At 66.1% G+C, this 24,366-nt stretch carries 20 protein-coding genes; 14 read left to right on the top strand and 6 right to left on the bottom strand.

The annotated features are described in order from the left end of the window. Positions 1-183 precede the first annotated feature (183 nt). Positions 184-1,983, top strand: a complete 1,800-nt coding sequence (locus tag QF036_RS21310) for a bifunctional 3'-5' exonuclease/DNA polymerase (protein ID WP_307105091.1) — start codon at positions 184-186, stop codon at positions 1,981-1,983. A 334-nt stretch (positions 1,984-2,317) separates the two neighbouring features. Further along, entirely contained in the window at positions 2,318-2,509 is a 192-nt protein-coding gene (locus tag QF036_RS21315) for a YegP family protein (RefSeq protein ID WP_307105093.1), read from the top strand. Positions 2,510-2,540: 31 nt separating this feature from the next. Here QF036_RS21315 and QF036_RS21320 read toward each other — a convergent pair whose 3' ends face one another. From QF036_RS21320 to QF036_RS21330, 3 genes are all read right to left on the bottom strand, one after another. Beyond that, complete coding sequence (locus QF036_RS21320) at positions 2,541-3,218, bottom strand: NUDIX hydrolase (protein ID WP_307105095.1); 678 nt, start codon at positions 3,216-3,218, stop codon at positions 2,541-2,543. Next, positions 3,215-4,039 (bottom strand): endonuclease III, encoded by an 825-nt coding sequence (gene nth, locus QF036_RS21325; RefSeq protein WP_307106043.1) that lies wholly within the window; start codon positions 4,037-4,039, stop codon positions 3,215-3,217. The genes QF036_RS21320 and nth overlap by 4 nt, the downstream gene beginning before the upstream one ends. A 171-nt stretch (positions 4,040-4,210) precedes the next feature. After that, the gene (locus tag QF036_RS21330) at positions 4,211-5,743 is read right to left on the bottom strand and encodes a hypothetical protein (protein WP_307105097.1); all 1,533 of its coding nucleotides are present in this window, start codon (positions 5,741-5,743) and stop codon (positions 4,211-4,213) included. Positions 5,744-6,142: 399 nt separating this feature from the next. Here QF036_RS21330 and acs point away from each other — a divergent pair, with 399 nt between their 5' ends. Together acs and QF036_RS21340 are read left to right on the top strand one after the other, a co-directional pair. Next, positions 6,143-8,140, top strand: a complete 1,998-nt coding sequence (acs, locus tag QF036_RS21335; protein ID WP_307106045.1) for an acetate--CoA ligase — start codon at positions 6,143-6,145, stop codon at positions 8,138-8,140. Between the two features lie 172 nt (positions 8,141-8,312). Next, entirely contained in the window at positions 8,313-9,095 is a 783-nt protein-coding gene (locus QF036_RS21340; RefSeq protein ID WP_307105099.1) for a DeoR/GlpR family DNA-binding transcription regulator, read from the top strand. Between the two features lie 31 nt (positions 9,096-9,126). Here QF036_RS21340 and QF036_RS21345 read toward each other — a convergent pair whose 3' ends face one another. Next, positions 9,127-10,146, bottom strand: coding sequence for a LacI family DNA-binding transcriptional regulator (locus QF036_RS21345; RefSeq protein ID WP_373460215.1), 1,020 nt, complete (start codon positions 10,144-10,146; stop codon positions 9,127-9,129). A gap of 14 nt (positions 10,147-10,160) precedes the next feature. Beyond that, complete coding sequence (locus tag QF036_RS21350) at positions 10,161-11,375, bottom strand: Gfo/Idh/MocA family protein (protein ID WP_307105103.1); 1,215 nt, start codon at positions 11,373-11,375, stop codon at positions 10,161-10,163. Positions 11,376-11,590: 215 nt separating this feature from the next. Between QF036_RS21350 and QF036_RS21355 the strand changes: the two genes are divergently transcribed. The 10 genes from QF036_RS21355 to QF036_RS21400 all read left to right on the top strand — a co-directional run bounded on the left by QF036_RS21355 (position 11,591) and on the right by QF036_RS21400 (position 23,071). Further along, on the top strand, positions 11,591-12,535 hold the full coding sequence (locus QF036_RS21355) for a carbohydrate ABC transporter permease (protein WP_307105105.1): 945 nt from the start codon (positions 11,591-11,593) through the stop codon (positions 12,533-12,535). 10 nt (positions 12,536-12,545) lie between these two features. Continuing rightward, complete coding sequence (locus QF036_RS21360; RefSeq protein ID WP_307105108.1) at positions 12,546-13,472, top strand: carbohydrate ABC transporter permease; 927 nt, start codon at positions 12,546-12,548, stop codon at positions 13,470-13,472. Positions 13,473-13,547: 75 nt separating this feature from the next. After that, positions 13,548-14,891 (top strand): ABC transporter substrate-binding protein, encoded by a 1,344-nt coding sequence (locus QF036_RS21365; protein ID WP_307105110.1) that lies wholly within the window; start codon positions 13,548-13,550, stop codon positions 14,889-14,891. 133 nt (positions 14,892-15,024) lie between these two features. Continuing rightward, positions 15,025-17,226 carry an alpha-galactosidase gene (locus QF036_RS21370; protein WP_307105112.1) on the top strand — a complete coding sequence of 734 codons (2,202 nt, stop codon included), beginning with the start codon at positions 15,025-15,027 and terminating at the stop codon, positions 17,224-17,226. 96 nt (positions 17,227-17,322) lie between these two features. After that, positions 17,323-18,336, top strand: coding sequence for a UDP-glucose 4-epimerase GalE (gene galE, locus QF036_RS21375; RefSeq protein WP_307105114.1), 1,014 nt, complete (start codon positions 17,323-17,325; stop codon positions 18,334-18,336). 68 nt (positions 18,337-18,404) lie between these two features. Further along, on the top strand, positions 18,405-19,685 hold the full coding sequence (locus QF036_RS21380; protein ID WP_307105116.1) for an ABC transporter substrate-binding protein: 1,281 nt from the start codon (positions 18,405-18,407) through the stop codon (positions 19,683-19,685). Next, complete coding sequence (locus QF036_RS21385) at positions 19,686-20,549, top strand: carbohydrate ABC transporter permease (RefSeq protein ID WP_307105118.1); 864 nt, start codon at positions 19,686-19,688, stop codon at positions 20,547-20,549. Then, positions 20,549-21,439: a carbohydrate ABC transporter permease gene (locus tag QF036_RS21390; RefSeq protein ID WP_307105120.1), complete on the top strand. Its 891-nt coding sequence runs from the start codon at positions 20,549-20,551 to the stop codon at positions 21,437-21,439. The genes QF036_RS21385 and QF036_RS21390 overlap by 1 nt, the downstream gene beginning before the upstream one ends. Positions 21,440-21,479: 40 nt before the next feature. After that, positions 21,480-21,956 carry a type II 3-dehydroquinate dehydratase gene (gene aroQ / locus QF036_RS21395; RefSeq protein ID WP_307105122.1) on the top strand — a complete coding sequence of 159 codons (477 nt, stop codon included), beginning with the start codon at positions 21,480-21,482 and terminating at the stop codon, positions 21,954-21,956. Between the two features lie 2 nt (positions 21,957-21,958). After that, positions 21,959-23,071, top strand: a complete 1,113-nt coding sequence (locus tag QF036_RS21400) for a DUF2332 domain-containing protein (protein ID WP_307105124.1) — start codon at positions 21,959-21,961, stop codon at positions 23,069-23,071. 54 nt (positions 23,072-23,125) lie between these two features. Here QF036_RS21400 and QF036_RS21405 read toward each other — a convergent pair whose 3' ends face one another. Then, positions 23,126-24,310 carry a MarP family serine protease gene (locus QF036_RS21405; RefSeq protein ID WP_307105126.1) on the bottom strand — a complete coding sequence of 395 codons (1,185 nt, stop codon included), beginning with the start codon at positions 24,308-24,310 and terminating at the stop codon, positions 23,126-23,128. Positions 24,311-24,366 lie beyond the last annotated feature (56 nt).

Genomic DNA, 24,366 nt, shown 5'->3' on the forward strand with positions numbered 1-24,366 from the left:
GCGCCCGTCAGAGCCGCATGGCCGTATGTGGAAAACCGGCCGCCCGGCTGCTGAAAAGAGAGCCCTGGCTCGCTGTGGAGGACAAGAGCGGCAAGACCCCTGCAGATAGACCCAGACAGACCAATGGCACCCAGGGCGCCAGCCGAACGCCGAACAGCACGGCGGCAGGGCAGAATTGGATATATGTATCTGTTGCTCGCCGCCCACCCCGACGGCGCAGCCATACAGGAACTCACGGCGGCAGGCCTCCCCCACCCCGACAATCCGGAACCCCGGGTTGTCAGCCTTGCCCCGCAGGGAGCCCACCAGGCCGCACCCCAAACCGCACTCGACGACGGAACCGGGCTCGCCGCCGTCGTCCGCGAACTCGAGAAGCGGCGCCCGCGCTGGATCTGGCACCGCACCCAGGACTGGTACCCGTCACTGCTGGCGGCAGGCGTCGACGTGGAGCGTTGCTACGATCTTTCCTTGTGCGGCGCTATCCTGGCCCATTCCGAATTCACGGCCCACACCCCGTACGCCCGGAACGCCGAGAAGCTCACACAGGACGACGACCTGCAGCCGCCGCGGCTGCTCCAGCCGCCCCCTCCGCCCGCGGACCAGGGGGCGCTCTTCGATGACCCGGGCGCGGCAACCGAACCGCGGCAGACCTTGGCCGAGTTGCGTGCCGAATACGCCGCCCAGCAAGAGGCCCTCGCAGGCGCCGCTTCAGCCAATGCCGTGGCGGGAACCGCGGCGGGAGCAACCACCGCGGGGGACGGTAACCGGCGACTGCGTCTTCAGCTCCTCCTCGCCGCCGAATCGGCCAGCGCCCTCGTCGCTGCCGAGATGCAGCATGCCGGCGTGCCGTGGCGCGAGGAACTGCACGAGCACATCCTGGCGGAGCATCTGGGCCCGCGGCCTCCGGTGGGGCACCGCCCGGCCAAGCTCGAGGCCCTCAACACCGAACTCCGGGGCCTGCTGAACGCACCGGCGCTGAACCCGGACTCGCCGCAGGAGCTGATGCGCGCCCTGCACCGCAACGGCATCGAGGTAAAGTCCACGCGGCAATGGGAACTGAAGGGGTCCAGCCATCCGGCGATCGCGCCCCTGCTGGCCTACAAGAAACTGTCGCGGCTCCACACCGCCAACGGCTGGGCGTGGCTGGACGCCTGGGTGCGGAACGGGAGGTTCCGGCCCGAATACGTGGTGGGCGGAGTGGTGTCGGGCCGCTGGGCATCACGCGGCGGCGGGGCTCTGCAAATCCCCCGCCAGGTCCGCGGCGCCGTGCATGCAGACCCGGGGCACAAGCTCATCGTGGCGGACGCGTCCCAGCTGGAACCCCGCGTTCTCGCCGCCCTCGCGCAGGACTCGACCATGGCCGAAGCCGCCCGGGACCAGGATCTCTACGCCGGGATCGCGGCCAAGGGGTTCGGCGGTGACCGGAGCAAGGCAAAAATGGCGCTGCTGGGAGCCATGTACGGCGCCACCTCCGGCGAAGCGGGCCGCCTGATGCCGCAGCTGGCCAAGACCTACCCGCGCGCGGTGGGCTTCGTCGAACGCGCCGCCCGCGACGGCGAAGCGGGCAGGACCGTCACCTCGCGCCTGGGACGCAGCAGCCCGCCGCCGTCGGAACGGTGGTTCCTCAGCCAGCGGTCGACTTCCGCGGAGGAGCAGCGCCGCGCCGACGCCATCGCGCGTTCGCGCGGACGTTTCACGCGGAACTTCGTCGTCCAGGGTTCGGCGGCGGACTGGGCCGCCTGCTGGCTTGCGGAATTACGACGGCGGCTGCGCACCATGCGTGCCGACGGTTCAGCAACCGGGGAACTCGTGTTTTTCCTGCACGACGAAGTCATGGTCCATGCCCCGGACGCCGCCGTGGATGCCTGCACCCGCGCCATCGAGGAAGCGGCCAATGCCGCCAAGGAGCTGCTCTTCGGCCCCATTCCGGTCGAGTTCCCGGTGAGCGTCGCCGTCGTCAACTCCTACGACAACGCAAAGTAATCCGGCCTCCGGAGCCGGCCGAACCGAAACGGGGGCACTTTGACGCGCGACGCGCCGGCCGCCGTCGTAATTCACGACGGCGGCACCTCCAAAGTGCCCCACGACGGCACCTGTCTGGCTGACCTGCTGCCCCTTGGGGGCCGGACAATAGCCCCTGTCCACGGGAAACAAAAGTCACATCCGCCACTTACGGAATAAGCGGTTGTACCGAGTAATGTACCGGCGAGTAGTTCGCATCGTGTGGCGTGGGCCACTAAGCTCGATGGTGGCCGGGCAGTGGCAATAAGTTGGCCCGGCACGTGCGACGAAGCATCAGCAGGGGGTTTCCACGCCAATGGCGGGCAAGTTTGAAGTTCACCAGGACAGCGATCAGTCCTACAAGTTCCGGCTCATGGATGGGGACGGAAACATCGTGGCTGAATCGCCGCGGTTCAAGAGCGTTTCGGGAGTAGTAGCCGGCATCAACGCGTTGCGCGAAAACGCCGCCACCGGCCTGGTGGTGGACCTGCGGAAAGCGCAGCACTGAAACTGGCTGGATAGCCGGCAGTTCCGCCTAGTCAGAGGTCCAGCGGGTGAAGCCTGGTCCTGTCCCACGGGACGGCCCAGGCCAGCTGGTCGAACAGTTCGTTCAGGATCATTCCAGTAAAGCCCCAGACCACCAGGCTATTCACGGTGAACGCCGGGCTCTGGAACGTCTGGTTCATGCGGGTCACGGCCGCCATGGTGCGGTTCTCGGGGTCCAGCAGGTCGCGGACCGGGACCCGGAAGACCTGGGCGGACTCGCCGTAGTCCACCACCCGGACCGGCGACGGCGAAGCCCACCAGGCCAGGACAGGGGTCACCAGGAAGTTTCCGCGCGGTAGGGCCAGTTCCGGCAGTGCACCGAGCACTTCGACGCCGGAAGGGTCCACGCCGGTCTCCTCCTCCGCTTCCCGAAGCGCGGCCTCCACCGGGGTCTCACCCGCATGGATACCGCCGCCGGGAAAGGCCACCTGGCCGGGATGGTCATCGAGGGTGTGGGCCCGTTCCAGGAGCAGGACATCCAGGTCGGCAGCAACGAGCGGCTTGCCGGAGGCTGCGGGCACATCGTCCAGGGCTCCGAAGAGGATCAGAACGGCCGCCTTGCGGGCCACGGACTCGTCAACGCTGAGCGTGCGCCAGTAAGGATTCCGGGCAGGACCGGTTCCCGCCCTGATTGAATCGACGAGGTCCACCAGGTCCTGGCGCGCTGTCATTGAGTCCTCCGCTGCGATTCCATCCGGATCTCGGCGGCGCGGTGGGTCTCGGCCAGCAGCTTCGCCAGGAGCTCCTCGTTTCCAGGCGCCAGTTCGTACTTCAGCAGTTTCGCGGCCTTGGCGGGGTTCGTCTCGCCCGAGCCAAAGCTGGGGCACCAGGTGGCCACGGCGCAGGCCCCGCAGGCCGGCTTGCGGGCATGGCACACCCGCCTGCCGTGAAAGACCACCCGGTGGGACAGCATGGTCCAGTCCCTGGGCTCAAACAGCTCCGCCACGTCGGACTCGATCCGGACGGGGTCGTCCGACTCCGTCCAGCCGAAGCGCCGCGCCAGTCGCCCGAAGTGCGTGTCCACCGTAATGCCCGGAACGCCGAACGCATTGCCCAGCACCACGTTCGCGGTTTTCCGTCCGACGCCGGGAAGCGTCACCAGGTCTTCCAGCCGGCCGGGCACCACGCCGTCGAACTCGTCCACCACCCGGTTCGCCAGCGCGAGGAGGTTCCGCGTCTTGGCGCGGAAAAACCCCGTCGGCTTGATGATGGCTTCAAGCTCCGCCGTGTCGGCTTCCGCCATGGCACGGGCGTCCGGGTAGCGGGAGAAGAGCAGCGGAGTGATCAGGTTGACCGTCACGTCCGTGGTCTGCGCGGAGAGCACCGTGGCCACGAGGAGCTCAAAAGGATTCCGGAAGTCGAGCTCGGCGTGGGCATACGGGTACTGCTCGGCGAGGGCACGGTTGATCCTGCGCGCCCGGCGCTTCAGCGCCAGGGCTGACTCGCCGGAGCGGGCCGGCGGACTAGCCGCCGGACCGCTTTCGGCGGGGATGGCACCTGCGGGAACATTGGCGGGGACGGCGTCCCCGCCAATGTTCGCGGGAACCTCCGCGGAAACCTCTGCCGGCCCACTAGCGGCGGGAACCTCCCCGGGAGCAGGGGCCGCAGGGACGCCGACCGGCGTGCCGCGCCGGCGGGAAGCGGAATCGGCCACGGCGGCCGGCTAGCCGCGCTCGATGTTGCTGAGGTCGCGCAGGACGCCCACCCGGCCGTCCGTGTGCTGGACCAGGAATTCATCGCCGCGGTCTTCGAGCGCCAGGACCCAGCCGCCGGGCTCGATCCCGAACAGCGGTGCGCCCGTGCGCTCATCAACGGCCGTGCGGTGCTGTGCCACGGCAAACCAGAAGGCCTCGTGGACCTGCTCCTGCTCGGACTCCTCCGGCCGGCTCGCCGGGTCAACGGTGGCACCGATCGGTTCCTGCGACCTCGTCTGCTCGGGCATGTCCACCCTCGGGTGAACCGCGGTAGCAGGCGTGGCCGAGGCCGCCCGGGCTGCCTCTTCCGCGGCTTGACGTGCAGCAGCGTTGGACTTGTCTTCGGCGACGGGAGCTTCCGCTGCGGGCGCCTCCCCGGCCGCTCCGGTTTCTGGAACTCCGAGGGCGGGAGCTTCGGCTGCGGGAACTCCGACGGCGGGAGCTTCAGCTGCCGGAGCTTTTGCACCGGCTGCTCCTGCGCCAGCCTCCGGGGCGGCTGCGGCTTCGTCCACCTGGGTCTGCTTGGCCCCCGAGGTGGCTGGCTGCGCGCCGGCGTCGGCGGCCTTGGTGGACGGCAGCGTGCCCGTCTGCGCGGCGGCACCACCGGGCTGCGGGGACGGCACGACGGCGGCCTGTCCCGTTTCCGGCGAGGCGGCGGCGCTGCTGGCCGCGTTGGCGGCAGGCCATCCTCCGGTCGCCGGCGCTGCACCGGCGCCAGCTGCAGCAGCACCGGCACCCGCGGCACCAAAGGTTCCGGCACCTGAGGCACCGGAGGTGCCGGTCTGGGTTGCGCCGCCACCCGGCTGGCCAACGGCCGTCGCACCATGGGAAGCGGTAGCACGCGTGGAAGCAGCACCTGGCGCGGCGGCGGCAGGCTTCGGTTCCTTGGGTGCCTTGGGTTTGCGCACGGGAACTGCCGAGTCGCGCGCCATGATGTGGGCCGGCACCTCGGCGCGGTCCAGGAAATCCCCGGCGAAGAACGGAATATAACGGGCCAGCACCGTGGCGGCCAGCAGCACAAGGGAACCGATCAGCGCCACCAGCAGGCTGGGCGTGTACGCTCCGGCGACGGAGAGGAAGAAGAAGCCGACCGCAAACGAGGCAACCACCGAACCGAACTGGTCCACGGAAAGGGATCCGATCCGGACCTTCGTGTCAGGGGCGAGCCGGCGGGCGGCAAACAGTGCGGCAACGATGAGCGGCAGCACCACGCCGAGCCCCAGGAAGAAGAGGCTTCCGAGGTTCCACAGGTTGTAGCGCACAGCGAACATCGGAATCAGCGACGCGACAAAGAGAACCAGGGTGGCTGCGAAGACGGTGAGGTCACGGACGGTGAAGGGTCCAGCAACGGCCTCATTCCGCACGCCTTGCTGCTTCATGAAAGTCGGCGCAGCACTGTGCGCTTCCGGCCGCCCTGACGGTCCTGCGCCGTGCGGTGCCTGGCCCGTGCCCTGCTGGGCCGTGCCCTGCTGGCCCGGCTGGCCCTGGCTTTGCTGATTCATTCTGTTCTCCTTAGCGTGGCGGCGCCCGGACTGGCGTCCGCTGCGTTATTCCGCCCTACGGCCGGAGCCTGACCACAAGCGGTCTGGCTGCCTCCGGCCACTGTCACGAGTCCATCTCAGCCTAGCCAAGTGGAGGATGCTTCACTAGCTGACTGGCCGCGGGGCGCCGCGCTCACAGAAGCCGCACAGCTCTTCCAAAGAACCGTTCACCGCTAAATGGGCGCCGCTCACGGCCCTTCGTGTGACGCGGCCCACGCGCCGAAGCCTAAGGCGCTAGTCTGGTTTCGGAACAGCTCTTTGCGGTTTGTCCGCGACGGGCCGTTGCCCGACGCCGTGCGCCGGGCAGTGGTCGGGACCGGCGCACCGCTCAGCAAAGATCGATGAATGATGAGGTTCACCATGTCCCAGGACACCCCCGGCTCGACGGCCACCGCTGCCACCCCCAGCCAGCAGGGCGATGCTCTTGAAAACCTGCTGCATGAGAACCGCAAGTTTGCCCCTTCCGAGGACTTCGCCGCCAACGCCGTGGTGGGCGCCGAGGTCTATGCCGAGGCGGCTGCTGACCGGCCCGCGTTCTGGGCGAAGCAGGCCCGCGAACTGCTGACCTGGAACAAGGACTTCACCGAGGCCTTGGACTGGTCCAACCCTCCGTTCGCCAAGTGGTTCGTCGGCGGCGAGGTCAACGCTGCCTACAACGCCCTGGACCGGCACGTGGAGAACGGCCTCGGCGACCGCGTCGCGATCTACTTCGAGGGCGAACCCGGGGATTCGCGTTCCTACACCTACGCGGAGCTCACCGAGGAAGTGAAGAAGGCCGCCAACGCCTTCGAGTCCCTCGGCGTGGCCAAGGGCGACCGGGTGGCCGTGTACCTGCCGATGATCCCCGAGGCCGTGATCACGCTGCTGGCCTGCGCCCGGATCGGTGCCGTGCACTCGGTCGTGTTCGGCGGTTTCTCCGCGGACGCCCTGCGGTCCCGGATCGAGGACGCCGAAGCCAAGCTCGTGGTCACCGCGGACGGCACCTACCGGCGCGGGAAGCCCAGCGCACTGAAACCGGCCGTGGACGCTGCCCTCGAGCAGGAGGGCCACACCGTGCAGAACGTCGTGGTGGTCAAGCGCAACGGCCAGGACGTGGACTGGCACGAGGGCCGGGACCACTGGTGGGCGGACACCGTCGGAGCAGCGTCAGCCGAGCACACCGCCGTCGGGCATGACTCCGAACACCCGCTGTTCATCCTCTACACCTCCGGCACCACCGGAAAGCCCAAGGGCATCCTGCACACCACCGGCGGCTTCCTCACCCAGACCGCCTACACCCACAAGGCCGTCTTCGACCTGCACCCGGAAACCGACGTGTACTGGTGCACGGCCGACGTCGGATGGGTCACCGGTCACTCGTACGTCGCCTACGCCCCGCTCATCAACGGCGCCACCCAGGTCATGTACGAAGGCACCCCGGACTCCCCGCACCAGGGCCGCTGGTGGGAGATCGTGGAAAAGTACAAGGTCTCCATCCTCTACACCGCCCCCACCGCGATCCGCACCTTCATGAAGTGGGGCCGGGACATCCCGGACAAGTACGACCTCTCCTCCATCCGGGTCCTGGGCTCCGTGGGCGAACCCATCAATCCCGAAGCCTGGATGTGGTACCGCGACGTCATCGGCGGGAACAAAGCCCCGATCGTGGACACCTGGTGGCAGACCGAAACCGGCGCCCAGATGATCGCCCCGCTGCCCGGCGTGACCGCCACCAAGCCCGGTTCCGCGCAGGTGCCGCTGCCCGGCATCGCCGTGGACGTCGTGGACGAGAACGGCGCCTCGGTCCCGGACGGGCACGGCGGCTTCCTGGTGATCCGCGAACCCTGGCCGGCCATGCTCCGCGGAATCTGGGGTGACCCGGAACGGTTCAAGGACACCTACTGGTCCCGCTTCGAAACCATGTACTTCGCCGGCGACGGCGCCAAGAAGGACGAGGACGGCGACATCTGGCTGCTCGGCCGGGTGGATGACGTCATGAACGTCTCCGGACACCGGCTCTCCACCACCGAAATCGAATCTGCCCTGGTCAGCCACCCCGCCGTGGCGGAGGCCGCCGTCGTCGGTGCCACCGACGAAACCACCGGCCAGGCCGTCGTCGCGTTCGTCATCCTCCGCGGCGATGCCGTGGACTCCGGGGACGAGATCGTCCAGGACCTCCGCAACCACGTCGGCAAGGAAATCGGCCCGATCGCGAAACCCAAGACCATCCTCGTGGTGCCCGAACTGCCCAAGACCCGGTCCGGCAAGATCATGCGCCGCCTCCTCAAGGACGTCGCTGAAGGCCGCGACGTCGGAGACGCCACCACCCTCGCGGACAACACCGTCATGCAGCAGATCGCCGCATCGCTGAAGAAGTAGGCACATCACCGCCACGCAGGGCCCGCCCGGAACACCGGGCGGGCCCTGCGTTTTTCGCTACGGTGGTCCCGCCTCCGGCCGGCAAATGTTATTTTTCGATCCTTCCTGTTCTCTTTTGCAAGGAGTAGGCGATGATGGGCAGTACGAGGTTTCATCCACTGAAAGGATCCCGATGCTTCCCGCGGCCCGTCACCAATCCATAGTGGACGCCGTCCGGCGCGAACGGGTGGTCCGTGTGTCGGATCTCGCGCAGCAGCTGGGAGTGTCCCTGATGACGGTGCGCCGCGACATCGAGATGCTGGAGGAAAGCGGCCAGGTGGAGCGGATCCATGGCGGTGCCAAACTGCCCGGGGATGCCAGCACGCACGAGCCCGGATTCGAGCTGAAGTCCACCCAGCTGACCACGCAGAAACGCGCCATCGCCCTGGAAGCCGCCGGCCTGGTCCACGAGGGCATGGCGGTTGCCCTGAGCGCGGGCACCACCACCTGGGCGCTGGCCAAGGAACTCGCCAACGGCCCCCGGATCACCGCGGTGACCAACTCAGTGAAGATCGCCGACCTCTTCCACCATGCCTCGGCGTCGGGGTCCGGGCGCCACGCCTCAACGGTGATCCTCATCGGCGGCGAGCGCACGCCGTCGGACGCCCTGGTGGGCCCCATCGCGACCGCGGCGCTCCGCCAACTGCACCTGGACCTGCTATTCCTCGGCGTGCACGGCATGGATGCGGACGCCGGCTACACCACGCCCAACCTCCTGGAGGCCGAAACCAACCGGGCATTCATCGCCGCCTCCCGCAAGGTGGTGGTCCTGGCGGACCATACCAAGTGGGGCATCCAGGGAATCAGCACCATCGCCAAACTTGAGGAAGCCGACGAGGTGATCTGCGATTCCGGGCTGTCCCCCGACGCCCAGCGGATCCTCCGCGACCGGGTGGGCCGGCTGAGGCTCGTTTAGAACTCCGGATGGCTTAGTCCGTGGCGCGGCCTCACGGGCAGCCGCAGGACTGCCTGACCAGGAGTTTCGTCGGGAAGACGCGGTGCTGTGCGGGCTCGCCGCGGTCCGCCCCGACGAGCGCCCGGACGGCTGCCTCCGCCATGTCCCGCACGGGCTGTTCCACGGTGGTCAGCGTCGGCCAGGAGTATTCCGCGTCCTCCGAACCGTCGAACGAGACCAGCGCTATGTCCTCCGGGACGGACAGGCCGGCCTCGTGGAGCGCGCGGAGGATGCCGATGGCCTGCATGTCGGAGCTGGCGAAGATGGCGGTGGGCCGGTGCCCGGACGCCAGGAACCGCTTCCCTGCAGCGTAGCCGCCAACCCGGGTGAAGGCGCTGCGGGCAATGGGGCCTTCCGGCAGCCCGGCGTCCCTGAGCGCCTGCACCCAGCCCTCTTCGCGGGCGTCCGCTTCGTTGCCGGTGGTGGTACCCATGGCCAGGCCGATGTTGGTGTGGCCATGGCCGATCAAATGCTCGACGGCGGTGCGCGCACCATTCGCCAGGTCCACACCCACGGTGGTGACCCCGGCCGAGCTGCCGCTGTGGCTCAGGAGCACGGACGGGATCTCCGCGGCCTCCAGGTCATCCAGTTCCGGTTCGAACAGGACGCTGGCCAGCACCACGCCGTCCACCTGCCGGGCGGCCAGGTTCCGGATGTTCCGGCGTTCCTTGGCCAGGTTGCCGTCCGAGTTCGTCAGCACCAGGGCGTACCCGAGTGCTCCCGCCGCGTCCTCCACGGCGTGGGCCAGCATTGAGAAGAACGGGTTGCTGTTGTCCGGAATGACCAAACCGATCGTTTCGCTGGACCCCAGCTTCAGGGCCCGCGCAGCCGCGTTGGGGCGGTAGCCCAGCTGCCGGATGGCTTCCTGGACCTTCGCTTCGGTGGCGGGCGCCACCTTCTTCGGCCCGCCGTTCACCACGTAGCTGACGACGGCGGTGCTCACCCCGGCGTACCGGGCAACATCCTTGCGGGTCACCTGGGTCCGCGGGGCGGGCGCTGCCGGAATGGTCATAGTGTCCATGCTAGCTACAGCACGTCTCTAAGCGTGGCCGGAGCGTCGCCGAAGTCGCGGATGGGGAGGCGTTCGCCGTTCCGCCGGGCGGATTCATGGGCCACAATGCCGGGCAGGGTGAACCGCGCGGCCGTCCATGCGTTGACCGGCGGCAGCGACCCCGTGTTCACGGCCGTGACAAAGTCGTCCACGAGGAACTGGTGGCTGCCTTCGTGGCCATTGGGCGCGCCGCGGAACTCCTCGGGCAGCCTGTCGCTGTCATGCACCGGCGCCAGACCGGACACGAAGGCGTCCCGGAGTTCCGGCGCCACATTGGCGAGCGACGGATCGTCCAGGGGCACGCTGGGCCGTGACTCCATCTGCTCTGAGATGTCATGGACGTTGGTCTTGTCCTGCCACACCGTCACCTTGGCCAGCTGCTCAAAGCTTGCCTCGGTGCCGAAGAACCGGAACCGGGACTCACGGATATGCGAGGGGTAGCCCACCCGGCGCATCTCGTTGGTCCGCATGGCACCGCCGTCGTTCAGCTCGAAGAGTGCCGCGGCGTTGGAGAAGTCGTTCCCAAACATGCTGATGTCCTTGTCGAACACCCCGTCCCCGCGGTCGTCCTTCACACCGACGCAGCTGACGCTCACGGCGTGGGCCGGCAGGGCACCGAGGACACCGCCAATCGCGTGGGTCGGGTACAGCATGGGCGGGTAGCTGGCGGTTTCCTTCCAGCGCTCCCCACCGCTGTACTGGTAGGCGTCGTAGAAGCCCAGGTCCATGTCGTGGACGTAATCGCCCTCCGCGTAGAACACCCTCCCGAACCGGCCGGCCGCGTGCTGCTCGCGGGCATAGACGGTGGCCGGGTTGTAGTAGCTGGTTTCGCCCATCATGTAGACGTTGCGGGTCTCGCGGACGGCGTCGATGATCTTCGCGATCTCGTCCTCGGTCACGGCCATGGGCACCGCCGAGTAGACATGCTTTCCGGCCCGGAGCGCCCGCTCCACCAGCGGTCCGTGGGTCCACCGCTGCGTGAAGATGGCGACGGCGTGGACGTCGGACGCCAACAGCTCATCGAACGTGCCTATGGAACCTGCCAGACCATATTGCTCAACCGCCCCGGCCGCACGTTCCGCAAGCTCGTCCACAGCGAAGACCTCGCTGACTCCGGGGTGGAGGTTGAAGAGGTGCGCGAACTGGCCACCGAACTGCCCCACGCCCACTACTCCGATCGAAAACGCCATTGTTCCTGCCTTCCTAGGCCCAGGCGGCACCGCTCTCCGGACCGCATACATGTTTGCGCCACAGTCTTTCAGCTCAATCTACTCGAGTCAACGCTTGCAACGTTGGAGAAGCCTGCGTCCTTAGTGGCTCCGAAATTATCCTTGCAGTCCCATATCTACTCGTGTAGATTCGTTGGCGATTGTTAGTTCCATCACACACCCAGGAAGGGTCGACGATGACCACCCTTACTAAAACCAGCGCCCCAGCCGGGAACAAGCAGCCGCAACGCTCCCCTAAGCGACGCCGGCCCGCTGGGCTGGGCGACCTCAGGATCGCGCTGCTGTTCATCCTTCCGGCGATGATCGGGTTCATTGTTTTCTACGTGATCCCCACTGTGCGCGGCGTCTACCTCAGCTTCACGGAGTACAACATCCTCGGAGACCCCGAATGGGTCGGATTCGACAACTACGCGGCAATCGCCAAGGATCCGCTGTTTTGGAATTCCCTGGCCGTCACAGGCCAGTACGTCCTCATCAACATCGCCCTCCAAACAGCCCTGGCGCTTGGACTGGCCCTGCTGATGCACAAGGTTGCCAAATCCACCCTCGTCCGCGGCGCCCTGCTCTTGCCGTACCTGATGTCCAATGTCATCGCGGCACTGCTGTGGTTCTGGATGCTGGATTACCAGATCGGCGTCGTGAACCAGTTCATCGAATGGAGCGGGCTGTCCCGTATCGCATTTTTCGGAAGCGAGGAGTGGGCCATCCCCACCCAGGCCCTGATCAACACCTGGCGCCATATGGGCTACACGGCGCTTCTGATCTTCGCCGGTCTCCAGGCCATCCCGCACCATCTCTATGAAGTGGCGAACCTGGATGGCGCCTCACCGTTCCAGATCTTCCGCAAGATCACCCTGCCGCTGCTGCGCCCCGTCATGGTCCTGGTCCTCGTCGTGACCGTGATCGGGTCCTTCCAGGTTTTCGACACCGTAGCCGTGACCACGCAGGGCGGGCCGGTTAACGCCACCCGCGTCATTCAGTACTACATCTACCAGCGGGCCTTCACCGAGTCGGACTTCGGCTACGGATCCGCCATCGCCGTCATCCTCTTCCTCATCCTCGCTCTCGTGGCCTTCATTCAAATGAAGTTCCTCAAGGGCAATGAGTCGGACCTGGACTAAGGAACCCAGCATGAACACTCCAACCAGCCGCGCACCGCTGCCGGCCACCGCCCGCCGCCGTCGCCCAGTCAACGTTCGCCGCGTTGTGGCCTGGGTCCTCCTCGCCCTGGCCATCGCCGTCTCCGTGTTCCCGTTCCTCTGGGTCCTGCGCACCGCCCTGTCCACCAACGGGGCGCTGGCTTCCCAGTCGGCCAGCCTGCTGCCGGCGGACTTCACCTTTGGCGCCTTCAAGCGCGTGCTCGGCTTGCAGAGCCCGGCCGAAGCTGTCGCCGAAGGCGGTTCCGGTGCCGCCATCAACTTCTGGCTGTACCTGCGCAACTCGATCATCTTCTCTTCAATCACCACCGCAGGTGCCGTCTTCTTCAGCGCCATGGCTGCGTACGCATTTGCCCGGTTGCGTTGGAAGGGCCGGAACGCCGTATTCAGCCTGTTCCTGGGGACCATGCTGGTCCCGCCTATCTTCACCGCCCTGCCCAACTTCCTGCTGATCAAGAACCTGGACCTGCTCAACACGATGCTCGGCATGGTCCTGCCGTACGTCTTCATGACCCCCTTCGCGATCTTCTTCCTTCGCCAGTTCTTCCTGAACATGTCGCGCGAAGTCGAAGAGGCGGCCATGCTCGACGGCGCCAAGCACCTGCGCATCTTCTTCCAGATCGTGCTGCCCAACGCTGCCGCGCCGCTGGCCACGCTGGCCCTCCTGACCTTCATCGGCCAGTGGAACGAGTACTTCTGGCCGCTGCTGGTCGGCTCGCAGGACGAAGTACGCGTCCTGCAGGTAGGACTCGGGGTCTTCAAGTCGCAGTCCCCGCAGGGAGCACCCGACTGGTCCGGCCTCATGGCCGCCACACTGATTTCCGCCCTACCGGTCCTGGCCCTCTTTGCGGCTTTCGGCAAGAAGATTGTGAACTCCATCGGCTTCTCCGGCATCAAATAAACCGCACACCGAACCTCTTTCCCCTTCACACCCACTCCACGCGGGCAACACCTGCCCTTTTGCGAAAGGTCCATCATGAAGAAAACCATCGGCGCCGTCGCTGCCGCCGCAGCCATCGCCATGTCCCTCTCCGCCTGCGGGGGCGGTTCCTCCGCCACGTCCGCCGAGGCCAAGGGCGGAATCAACTACTGGCTCTGGGACGCCAACCAGCTCCCGGCCTACCAGCAGTGCGCGGATGATTTCACCAAGGCCAACCCGGACATCAAGGTCAAGATCACCCAGCGCGGGTGGGATGACTACTGGAGCACACTCACCAACGGATTTGTGGGCGGCACAGCACCAGACGTCTTCACCAACCACCTGGGACGCTATGGAGAACTCGCCGAAAACAAGCAGCTCCTGGCCATTGACGAGGCGGTTGAAAAGGACAACGTGGACCTGGCTGCCTACAACGAGGGCCTCGCCGACCTCTGGGTGGGCCAGGACGGCAAGCGCTACGGACTGCCCAAGGACTGGGACACCATCGCACTGTTCTACAACAAGACGATGCTCGCCGACGCCGGCATTTCCGAGGACGAGATGAAGAACCTAACCTGGAACCCGCAGGACGGCGGCAGCTACGAAAAAGTCATCGCCCATCTGACCGTTGACAAGAACGGCAAGCGCGGGGACGAGGCCGGTTTCGACAAGAACAACGTTGCGGTCTACGGCCTGGGGCTCAACGGCGGCGGCGACTCCTCAGGCCAGACGGAGTGGAGCTACTTCACTAACACCACCGGCTGGTCCCACACGGACAAGAACCCGTGGGGTACGCACTACAACTACGATGACCCCAAGTTCCAGGCCTCCATTGACTGGTTTGCCGGGTTGGTCAAGAAGGGCTACATGCCCAAGCTCGAGACCACCGTCGGCGCGAGCATGGCCGATACGTTTGCAGCCGGAAAGTCCGCCATCAACGCTCACGGGTCATGGATGGTCGGCCAGTACACGGGCTACAAGAACGTCAAGGTGGGCATAGCCCCCACACCTGCAGGACCGGAAGGCAAGCGCGCCAGCATGTTCAACGGCCTGGCCGACTCCATCTGGGCCGGAACCAAGAACCCCGCTGCGTCGGTGAAGTGGGTCGAGTACCTCGCCTCGGCCTCCTGCCAGGATGTCGTGGCCTCCAAGGCTGTGGTGTTCCCGGCGCTGAAGGCCTCTTCTGACAAGGCCGCCGCCGCGTTCAAGGCCAAGAACGTGGACGTTTCAGCGTTCACCGAGCAGGTCAAGGACAAGACCACGTTCCTGTACCCCATCACCGACAACACTGCAAAGGTCAAGGGCATCATGGAGCCGGCCATGGACGCCGTCGTATCCGGCAAGGCACCTGCCAGCTCCCTGACCCAGGCCAATGAACAGGTCAATTCGCTCTTCAAGTAGGGAAGTCAACTGGGCGAAAATTAGAGTCCAGGCATCCACACAGCACCACGCCTGCGGGCCGGAACCGCGCACACCACGCCCGGCCCCGCAGCACCCCTTATACCTGTCTGCTCATTATGAAAGAGAACTACCTATGGATCCCCTGCACCTCCGTTCCGCCGGCACCAGCCTGGTGATCAGCTTCAACAGCGGGGAGGCCGAGGTCATCCACTGGGGTGCCGATCTTGGCCGCGACCTCCCTGACCTGTCCATCCTCACGGAGGCCATTCCCAACTCCGCCATCGACGCCGCCGTCCCGGCGGGGCTGCTCCCGCAGGCGTCCTCCAGCTGGCGGGGCCGGCCGGCCCTGCGCGGCCACCGGATTGCCGACGGCGTCTCCGGCCTGGACTTCTCCGTTCGCCTGCGTGCCGTGCACGCCGTAACCAACGGCAACTCCGCCGCCGTCGTCCAGCAGGATGCCGACGCCGGCATCACCGTGGAATCCACGCTCGCCCTCCACGACGGCGGCCTGCTGGAACTGCGCCACACCGTCACGAACACCGGAACCACGCCGTTCCAGCTCGACGAGCTGGCCGCCGTCCTCCCGGTGGCCCCGGACGCCGTCGAACTTCTCGACCTGGCCGGGCGCTGGTGCCGGGAACGGCACCCCCAGCGCCGGCCCATCCAGCAGGGCACCTGGGTGCGCACAGGGCGGCATGGCCGCACCGGCCACGATTCCTCGCTGCTCTTCGCCGCCGGCACCGCCGGCTTCGGCAACCGCCACGGAAAGGTCTGGGCCACCCACCTGGCCTGGAGCGGCAACCATGAACACTTCGCCGACACCATCGGCGACGGCCGCACCATGATCGGCGGCTCGGAGCTGCTGGGACCTGCCGAAGTGATCCTCCAACCGGGCGGAAGCTACACCACACCGGCACTCTTCGCTGCCTACTCCGACCGCGGCCTGGACGGGATCAGCGAGGCGTTCTACAGCTGGTTCCGTTCCCGCCCGCACCATGTGCTTCCGGCAGTGGGCGGCGGAAAGGCCCGCCCTGTGGTGCTCAACACTTGGGAGGCCGTTTACTTCGACCACAACCTGGACACCCTGATCGAGCTCGCGGACTCGGCCGCCGACCTCGGCGTGGAGCGCTTCGTCCTGGACGACGGCTGGTTCCGCGGCCGCCGCGACGACACCGCCGGCCTGGGCGACTGGTTCGTGGACGAGACGCTCTGGCCGGAAGGACTGACACCGCTCATCGACGCCGTCACGTCCCGGGGCATGGAGTTCGGCCTGTGGGTGGAACCCGAGATGATCAACCTCAACTCGGACACGGCACGCGCGCACCCGGACTGGATCGTGGGACCGGCCGCCGCCTCCCACAAGGACGGCGGCCGCCTGCCGCTCGCCTGGCGGAACCAGCACATCATCGACCTGGTGAACCCGGAGGCGTGGCAGTACATCTTTGACCGGATCGACGCCCTCCTGCGCGAAAACAACATCAGCTACCTGAAGTGGGACCAGAACCGGGACCTCACCGAGCACGGGCACGCCGGACGCGCCTCCGTCCACGAGCAGACCCTGGCCGCCTACCGCCTGTTCGACGAACTGCGCAAGGCCCATCCCGGCGTCGAGATTGAGAGCTGCTCCTCCGGCGGGGCGCGCGTGGACCTGGGCATTCTGGAGCGCACAGACCGTATCTGGGGTTCAGACTGCAACGATGCCTTGGAACGGCAGACCATCCAGCGGTGGACCGGCGTCGTGGTTCCGCCCGAACTGGTGGGCGGGCACATCGGCCCCACCACGTCGCACACCACCGCCCGCACCCACGACCTGTCCTTCCGTGCCATCACGGCGCTGTTCGGCCACTTCGGCATGGAGTGGGATGTGCGGGAGGTCCAGGGTGAGCAGCGCGAGGAACTCAAGCGGTTCATCGCGCTCTACAAGGAGCATCGCGGACTGATCCACAGCGGCCGGATGGTCCGCGCCGACGTTCCCGACGATTCGCTGATGCTGCACGGTGTTGTGGCGGGCAATGCTGGCTCCGTTGCGGGTGCTGCCGTGGACCCCGGCACGACGGCGGCGCTGTTCGCCCTGGTGAGCACGCGCACTTCGTTCGCCGAGCAGCTGGGACGGGTCGCCCTGCCCGGGCTCGAGGCAGCATGCCGCTACCGGGTAGAGGCCATCTTCCCGGCCCCGGTGGACGCCGACTATGGCCACACATTTACCCAGATCCAGCCGCCGGCGTGGCTGGCTTCCGGGGCGGAGGCCAGCGGCCGCTTCCTGGCCGAGGTGGGACTCCCGATGCCCAGCCTCAACCCGGAGCACGCACTGGTGCTGAAGGTCACGGCCCTCTAGGCATCCATTGATCACATCGCAGCCTGCCCCGCCGTTTCCCGCTCTCCGGAGCATTGGGGACGGCGGGGCAATCCGCGCCCACCCAGAGGAACACACATGAAAATTCTGGTCACAGGTGGCACCGGGTACATCGGTTCCCACACTGTTCTGTCCCTCCAGGAAGCCGCGCACGAGGTGGTGGTGATCGACAACCTGGTGAACTCCAGTGAAGAGTCGATGCGCCGGGTAGCCGAGCTGAGCGGGACGGCCCCCGAATTCCACAACGTTGATCTCGTGAACGAAGCCGCAGTGGAACGGGTTTTTGCTGCCGCCGGCGTCGACGCCGTCATCCACTTCGCCGGCCTGAAGGCCGTAGGGGAATCCGTCCGCGAACCCCTCAGCTACTACTACAACAACCTCGTGGGCACCCTCAACCTCGTCCGGGCCATGGAGCGCCACGACGTCCGCTCCATCGTCTTCAGTTCCTCCGCCACCGTCTACGGCGAACATAACGCCGTGCCCTACGTCGAAAAAATGGAAATTGGCGCGAACAACCCGTACGGCCGCACCAAGGAACAGATCGAAGACATCCTCTCCGACATCGGCACCGCCGACGACCGCTGGAACATCGCCCTGCTGCGCTACTTCAACCCGGTCGGCACCCACCCGTCCGGCCGCATCGGCGAAGACCCCCAGGGCATCCCGAACAACCTCGTGCCGTTCATCGCCCAGGTCGCCGTCGGCCGACGCGAAAAACTAATGGTCTTGGGCGGGGACTACGACACACCGGACGGTACCTGCCTGCGCGACTACATCCATGTGGTGGACCTTGCCGAAGGCCATGTTGCCGCCCTGAACCACGTGGCTGACCACGCCGGTGTATTCCGCTGGAACCTCGGCTCAGGCAAGGGCTCCTCGGTACTGGAAGTCCTGAGGTCCTTCGAAAAGGCCGTGGGCCGGCCGATTCCCCACGAAATCACGGCGCGCCGCGCCGGTGACCTTCCCGCCTTCTGGGCTGATGCCACGTCCGCCCTAGCCGACCTCGGCTGGTCAACCACCAAGACCGTGGACCAGATGTGCGAGGATCACTGGCGCTGGCAGGAGAATAACCCCAACGGGTACGCCGGTTAGGAGGACCGGCATCCGGCAACTACGCCCCCTGTGGAGCCCTGGCCACCGTCGGCACGAAGGACTAACAGATGTTCCAACTCAAGCATTGGCGGGCAAGAGCCCTCAGCGCCGCACTTGCGGCAGTGCTGCTGACCAGCTGCGCCGGGCCGCCGGCCGGGAACGTAGTCACTCTGAGTTTCTTCCAGTTCAAGCCCGAAGCTGTCCAGGAATTCGCCGGCCTTATCGACGAGTTCGAAGCTGCGAATCCCGGCATCAGGGTGCTCCAGAACAACGTCCCGGACCCGGACACCGCCATCCGAACCCTCCTCGTCAAGAACAAGACACCGGATGTGCTGACACTCAACGGGAACGCCAGCTTCGGACTCCTCGCCAAAGCCTGTGTCTTCGCCGACCTCAGCCAGGAACCCTCGGCGCAGGAGGTTCTGCCCGCAGTGCAGGACATCCTCAATGCCAACGGGAGGTGCAGGGACTCCGAAATCAACGGCCTTCCCATGGCGAACAATGCCAGCGGCATCCTGTACAACCCCGAGATTTTCGCGAAGTACGGGGTTTCTGTGCCTCAGACGTGGGACGGGCTGATTGCTGCGGCCGAGACGTTCAAGGCCAATGGCGTCGCACCGTTTTACATGACCCTCAAGGACGCGTGGACCACCTCCCCGGCACTGGTGAACCTCGCCGCCCAGCTGCAGCCCGAAGGCTTTTTTGACCGGCTCCGCGCGGCCGGTACCGACCGAAACAACAGCCCCGTGTCCTTCAGCAAGGATTACCAGGAAGTCGCCGACAAGCTGCTCCAGCTCTTCACATACGCCCAGCCGGGCGCTGCCGGCGTCGATTACGCGTCCGGCAACAAGGCCTTTGCCGACGGCAAGTCCGCGATGTACCTGAACGGCAGCTTCGCGGTGCCCGCCATCAGGGCCGCCAACCCGGAAGCGAAAATCGCAACCTTCCCCTACCCCGTCACGAACAATCCCGCGAATACCACGGTGGTATCCGGCGTCGACGTGACACTGGCCATGGGCCGGGAAACTCCCCACCGGGCGGAAGCGCAAAAGTTCATCGACTTCCTTCTGTCCAAGGAAGTGATCGACAGGTACGCCAAGAACCAGAGCGCCTTCGCCCCCACCCGGTCAGCTGCGCCGCAGCAGGACCCGGCCCTGCAGGGCATGGCCTCCTACTTCACCTCCGGCAAGCTGGACGGCTACATGGACCATCAGCTGCCGCCGAGCATCCCGCTGGTCAACATCACCCAGCAGTTCGTCCTGGATGGCGACAAGGCGCGTTACCTCAACACGCTGGACAACGAATGGTTCAAGATTGCCGCCCGCATGCCCAAACGAGGTGACCAGTAAATGACGCATTCCAGCAAGGCCTTCTACTGGATGGCCATTCCTGCGCTGCTCCTCTTTGTGACACTGCATACCGTCCCGGCGCTAACGGGCGTGTTCTTCAGCCTGACCGACTACGCCGGCTACGGGACGTGGACCTTCATCGGGCTCGAAAACTACTTCAGCCTCTTCAAGGACGACCGGATCCTGTCCTCCTACAGCTTTACCTTCCTGTTCGCCATCACGACGACGATAATCGTCAACGTCCTGGCCCTTGGCATCGCGATGCTGCTGAATGCCAAGATCAAATTCCAGACGGCGTTCCGCGGCATCTTCTTCATCCCCAACGTGCTGGCCATCCTCATCATCGGCTACGTCTTCAACTTCATCTTTTCCAACTCCCTCCCCCTGCTGGGGCAGTGGGCCGGCATCGACTGGCTTTCGACCTCCATCCTGGCCAACAAAGACCTGGCCTGGCTGGGCATCGTGGCCGTCTCGGCATGGCAGTCCATCGCCTTCAGCGTGATCCTCTACCTCGCTGGACTGCAGACCATCCCGGCCGACCTCTACGAAGCGGCGGACCTGGACGGGGCCGGCTACTGGCGCCAGTTCCGCTCGATCACCTTCCCCATGATCGGCGCGTTCTTCACCATCAACATGGTGCTGGCGCTGAAAGGGTTCCTGCAGGCCTTCGACCAGATCGTCGCCCTCACCGGCGGCGGTCCCGGCACTTCCACCGAATCCGTTGCCATGGTCATCTTTCGCGGCGGGTTCCAAGGCGGGGAATACGGTTACCAGATGGCCAACTCCGTCGTTTATCTGCTGGTGATCGTGGCCGTGTCCGTGATCCAGCTCCGGACCCTCCAGCGCAAAGAGGTGGACTTCTAATGGCCACAACTGAAACGGCAGCCTCAGCCCGGACCGCAGCGGATACCCGTGGCCTGCGGCGGCGCGGCAGGAAGCTCGACAGCGTGAACTGGCCGCTGACGGCACTGGCTGCCGTCCTGGCTTTGACCGTGCTCATCCCGCTGTACCTCACCGTCGTCACCGCACTCAAGACCCCGGACCAGCTTGGCGGCCCCGGCTTCGAGTGGCCCAGCCGCGTCCGGCTGGAGAACTTCTCCGATGCCTGGAACCTGACCAACTTCCCGCGCGCCCTGCTGAACTCCGCCATCGTCACAGTAGGCGCGGTGGTTCTCACCGTCCTGTCCAACTCCCTGGTGGCCTACGCGATCGCACGGAACCTGCACAAGCGCTTCTTCAAATTCCTCTACTACTTCTTCGTCGCTGCGCTTTTCGTGCCGTTTCCGATCATCATGCTGCCGGCCACCAAGGAAACGGCGTTGTTGGGGCTGGACAACCCGGTGGGACTGTTCCTGCTGTACACGGTCTACGGGCTCAGTTTCAACGTCTTCGTCTATACCGCTTTCATCCGCTCCATCCCGCGTGAACTGGAGGAAGCGGCAACCATGGATGGCGCCTCCACCTGGGGCATATTCCGCCGCATCATCTTCCCGCTGCTCACTCCAATGAACGCCACCGTGGGGATCCTGACGTGCCTCTGGGCCTGGAACGACTTCCTGCTGCCCCTCGTCATCCTTTCGGACCCCGCGACGCGCACACTGCCACTGGCGCAGTACGTGTTCCAGAGCCAGTTCACCACCAACTACACAGTGGCCTTCGCGTCCTACCTGATGGCCCTTGCACCACTGCTCCTGGTCTACCTCTTCGCACAGCGCTGGGTGATCTCCGGCGTCATGCGCGGCTCCATCAAGTGACGTTAAGCCCACGCATGCCCGACGCGATAGATTTGCAGTCATGACTGAAGCCCCCTCCGCCACCGAAGCCGGCCGCGGCACCATCCTTGTCCTCAACGGCCCCAACCTGAACCTCCTCGGCACCCGCGAGCCGGAAAAGTACGGAACGGCCACACTGGCCGACGTCGAGCAGCTCGCCAAGGAGTCCGGCGCCGCCCACGGGCTGGACGTCGAGTGCTTCCAGTCCAACCATGAAGGTGCCCTGGTGGACGCCATCCACGCCGCCAGGGGCAAGGCCATCGGCATCGTGCTGAACGCGGGCGCCTACACCCACACGTCCGTGGCCATCCGCGACGCCATTTCCGCGGTGCAGGTCCCCGCGGTGGAAGTCCACATCACCAACGTGCATGCCCGCGAGGAATTCCGCCACCACTCCTATCTCTCCGACATCAGCAAGGCCGTGATCGCCGGTGCCGGGATTCTGGGATACCGCTTTGCCGTGGAGTACCTCGCGGACCTGAATGCCGGCAAGGCCTGACCATGCCGGCGGCGGGGTCCGGCACCGGTACCGGAACCGGAACCGCAGAGTGGTACCGGCACTTCGGCACGGTTGATGCCCCCGGTTCCTCACCCTGCTACGCCGACTGGTCGCTGCACATCGCCGACGATCCCGAGCTCATTGCCCGGATCGACCAGTGGCCATACAACAAGCGCCAGCCCCTGCTGATGCTCGCCGCCGCCCGTTTCCTCGGCGTCAGGGTCTCCCCGTACCCCGAGTTCCGGAGATTCCTGGACGAGCACTGGGCCGAGGTCTCGCGCACGGTCATGTCCCGCGCCACCCAGACCAACGAGGTCGGCCGCTGCGCCACCCTGCTTCCCTCGCTCGGGGCGATCGCCGCCGCCGAGGGCAGGCCCCTCGCCCTGATCGAGGTGGGCGCCTCCGCCGGGCTCGCACTGTTTCCGGATCGGTACAGCTACGAGTTCGACGACGGCGTGACCGTTACGCGGCTAAGTCCCGGCGGGTCCGGCGAACGGCGCGGTCGGGACGGGTCCGGTGCACCGCCGCTCGGGTCAGACGGACTGCCGGACGGGTCCGGCGGACTGCCGGAGCCCCCGGTCCTGCCCTGCCGGACAGCGGGCCCGGTTCCCCTGCCCGACGCCTTGCCTGAGGTGGTGTGGCGGGCCGGAATCGACCTGAACCCGCTGGACGTGCGGAATCCCGACGACGTCGCGTGGCTTGAGGCGCTGATCTGGCCGGAGCAGGAGTTCCGCCGCGAGCGACTGCGCCGGGCCATAGCCGTTGCGCGCGAACATCCGCCTTTGCTCGTGGCCGGCGACCTGAACGAACAACTGCTGTCCTTGGCCGGCCAGGCGCCTGCCGATGCCGCGCTGGTGGTGTTCCACAGTGCCGTCATGGGTTACGTCAGCGCTGACGGGCGCGCCAGGTTCCGGGCCGCTATGCAGGGCCTGGCACATGACTGCGGGTGCCACTGGCTGTCGAATGAGGGCGAGACGGTGATCATCCAGGAGGACGGCTCAGCGGTTCTTCCGGAGATGAACCCCAGCCGGATCCGGGGAAACTTCCTGCTACAACACAACGGCCAGCCTGTAGCCATCACCGGGCCGCACGGCCAGAGCCTGGACTGGCTGTAACCCCGCTGAACCGGCTGCCGGGATGCCAATTGCGGGCGCCTACTGTTGGATGCCCTACTGCTGGATGCACTGCCCGGACGACACGGGGCTGGACAGGCTCGGCGCCTCTGCAGCCACCGGCCGAAGGTCGATCATCGGAATCGCGAACCCCAGGGCTGCGTTGGATGTTGTCTTCGCGAAGATGACGCCTGCCACCTCCCCGTTGGTGGTGAGCAACGGCCCGCCGGAGTTGCCGGGCTGGACGTCGCCGGCAAGCTTGTAGACCTCGTCGGGAACGGGGTTGTTTCCGTAGATGTCCGGCACCAGCACCGTGGAAATGCCCTGCACAGTGGCCGGCTTGGACGTGTACGGGCCGCCGTGCGGGTAGCCGGCAAAGGCTGCGGCGGTTCCTGCAGGCAGGTCGGGGCTCAGGGGCAGTGCCGCAGTGGGCAGGCCGTCCACGGCGAGGACGGCGAGGTCCCGTTTGCTGTCGAAATACACCACCCTGCCGGGCATGGCTCCTCCGCCGAGGATTTCCACCACGGGCTGCGACACACCTGCCACGACGTGTGCGTTGGTCACCACGCGTCCTGGCGATACAACAAAGCCTGTGCCTGTCTGGTTCTGCCCGCACTGGAACGCGGTCCCTGCGATCTTCAGGACCGAACCGGCTGCCCTGTTCAGCGCCGGGGTGTCCGTGCTGGCGTTTGGAACCGGGACCTGCTGGTCCTGGCCTATGCCCTCGATGAGCGTGGGGATGCCGTCGCCGATAACAGCGGAGCGCAGCTGAGCCATGGCGGATTTGACCGGGTTGGGCGTCAGTCCGTCTATGAAACGGATCACCTTTGACTCGGCCAACTGCTGCGACACGAAGGGAACACCAAGTGCGCTGATACTGAAGGCCAGCATGGACATGACCAGCGCGGACACGATCAGGTTCAGGGCCCCGCCGATGATTCTGTCCACAGCCCGGAGTGGCTGCATGCGGACGGCACTGCGGATGCTGCGCCCAATCATCGTGCCGAGCGCATTGCCCAGGACCACCAGCAGGACGGCAGTTCCAATGATGGCAGTCAGCCGCCACCCGCTGTCCTCCACGAAGTCGCTGACCAGCGGAACGGAGAGGAAAGCGGCCACAGCGCCAGCCGCGAAGCCGGCAAGGCCGCCGACAGTCACCAGGAAACCGTTGCGCAGGCCATAGATCAGATAGGACAAAAGCGTGAGAATCAACGCAAGGTCCAGAACGGTCAGGCCAAACACCAGGTCTCCTCACAAGCAGCTAAGCCCCGATTCTACTGGCGAAGTCTGACAATTTG

Source organism: Arthrobacter globiformis, from assembly GCF_030817195.1.
GTDB lineage: Bacteria > Actinomycetota > Actinomycetes > Actinomycetales > Micrococcaceae > Arthrobacter > Arthrobacter globiformis_D.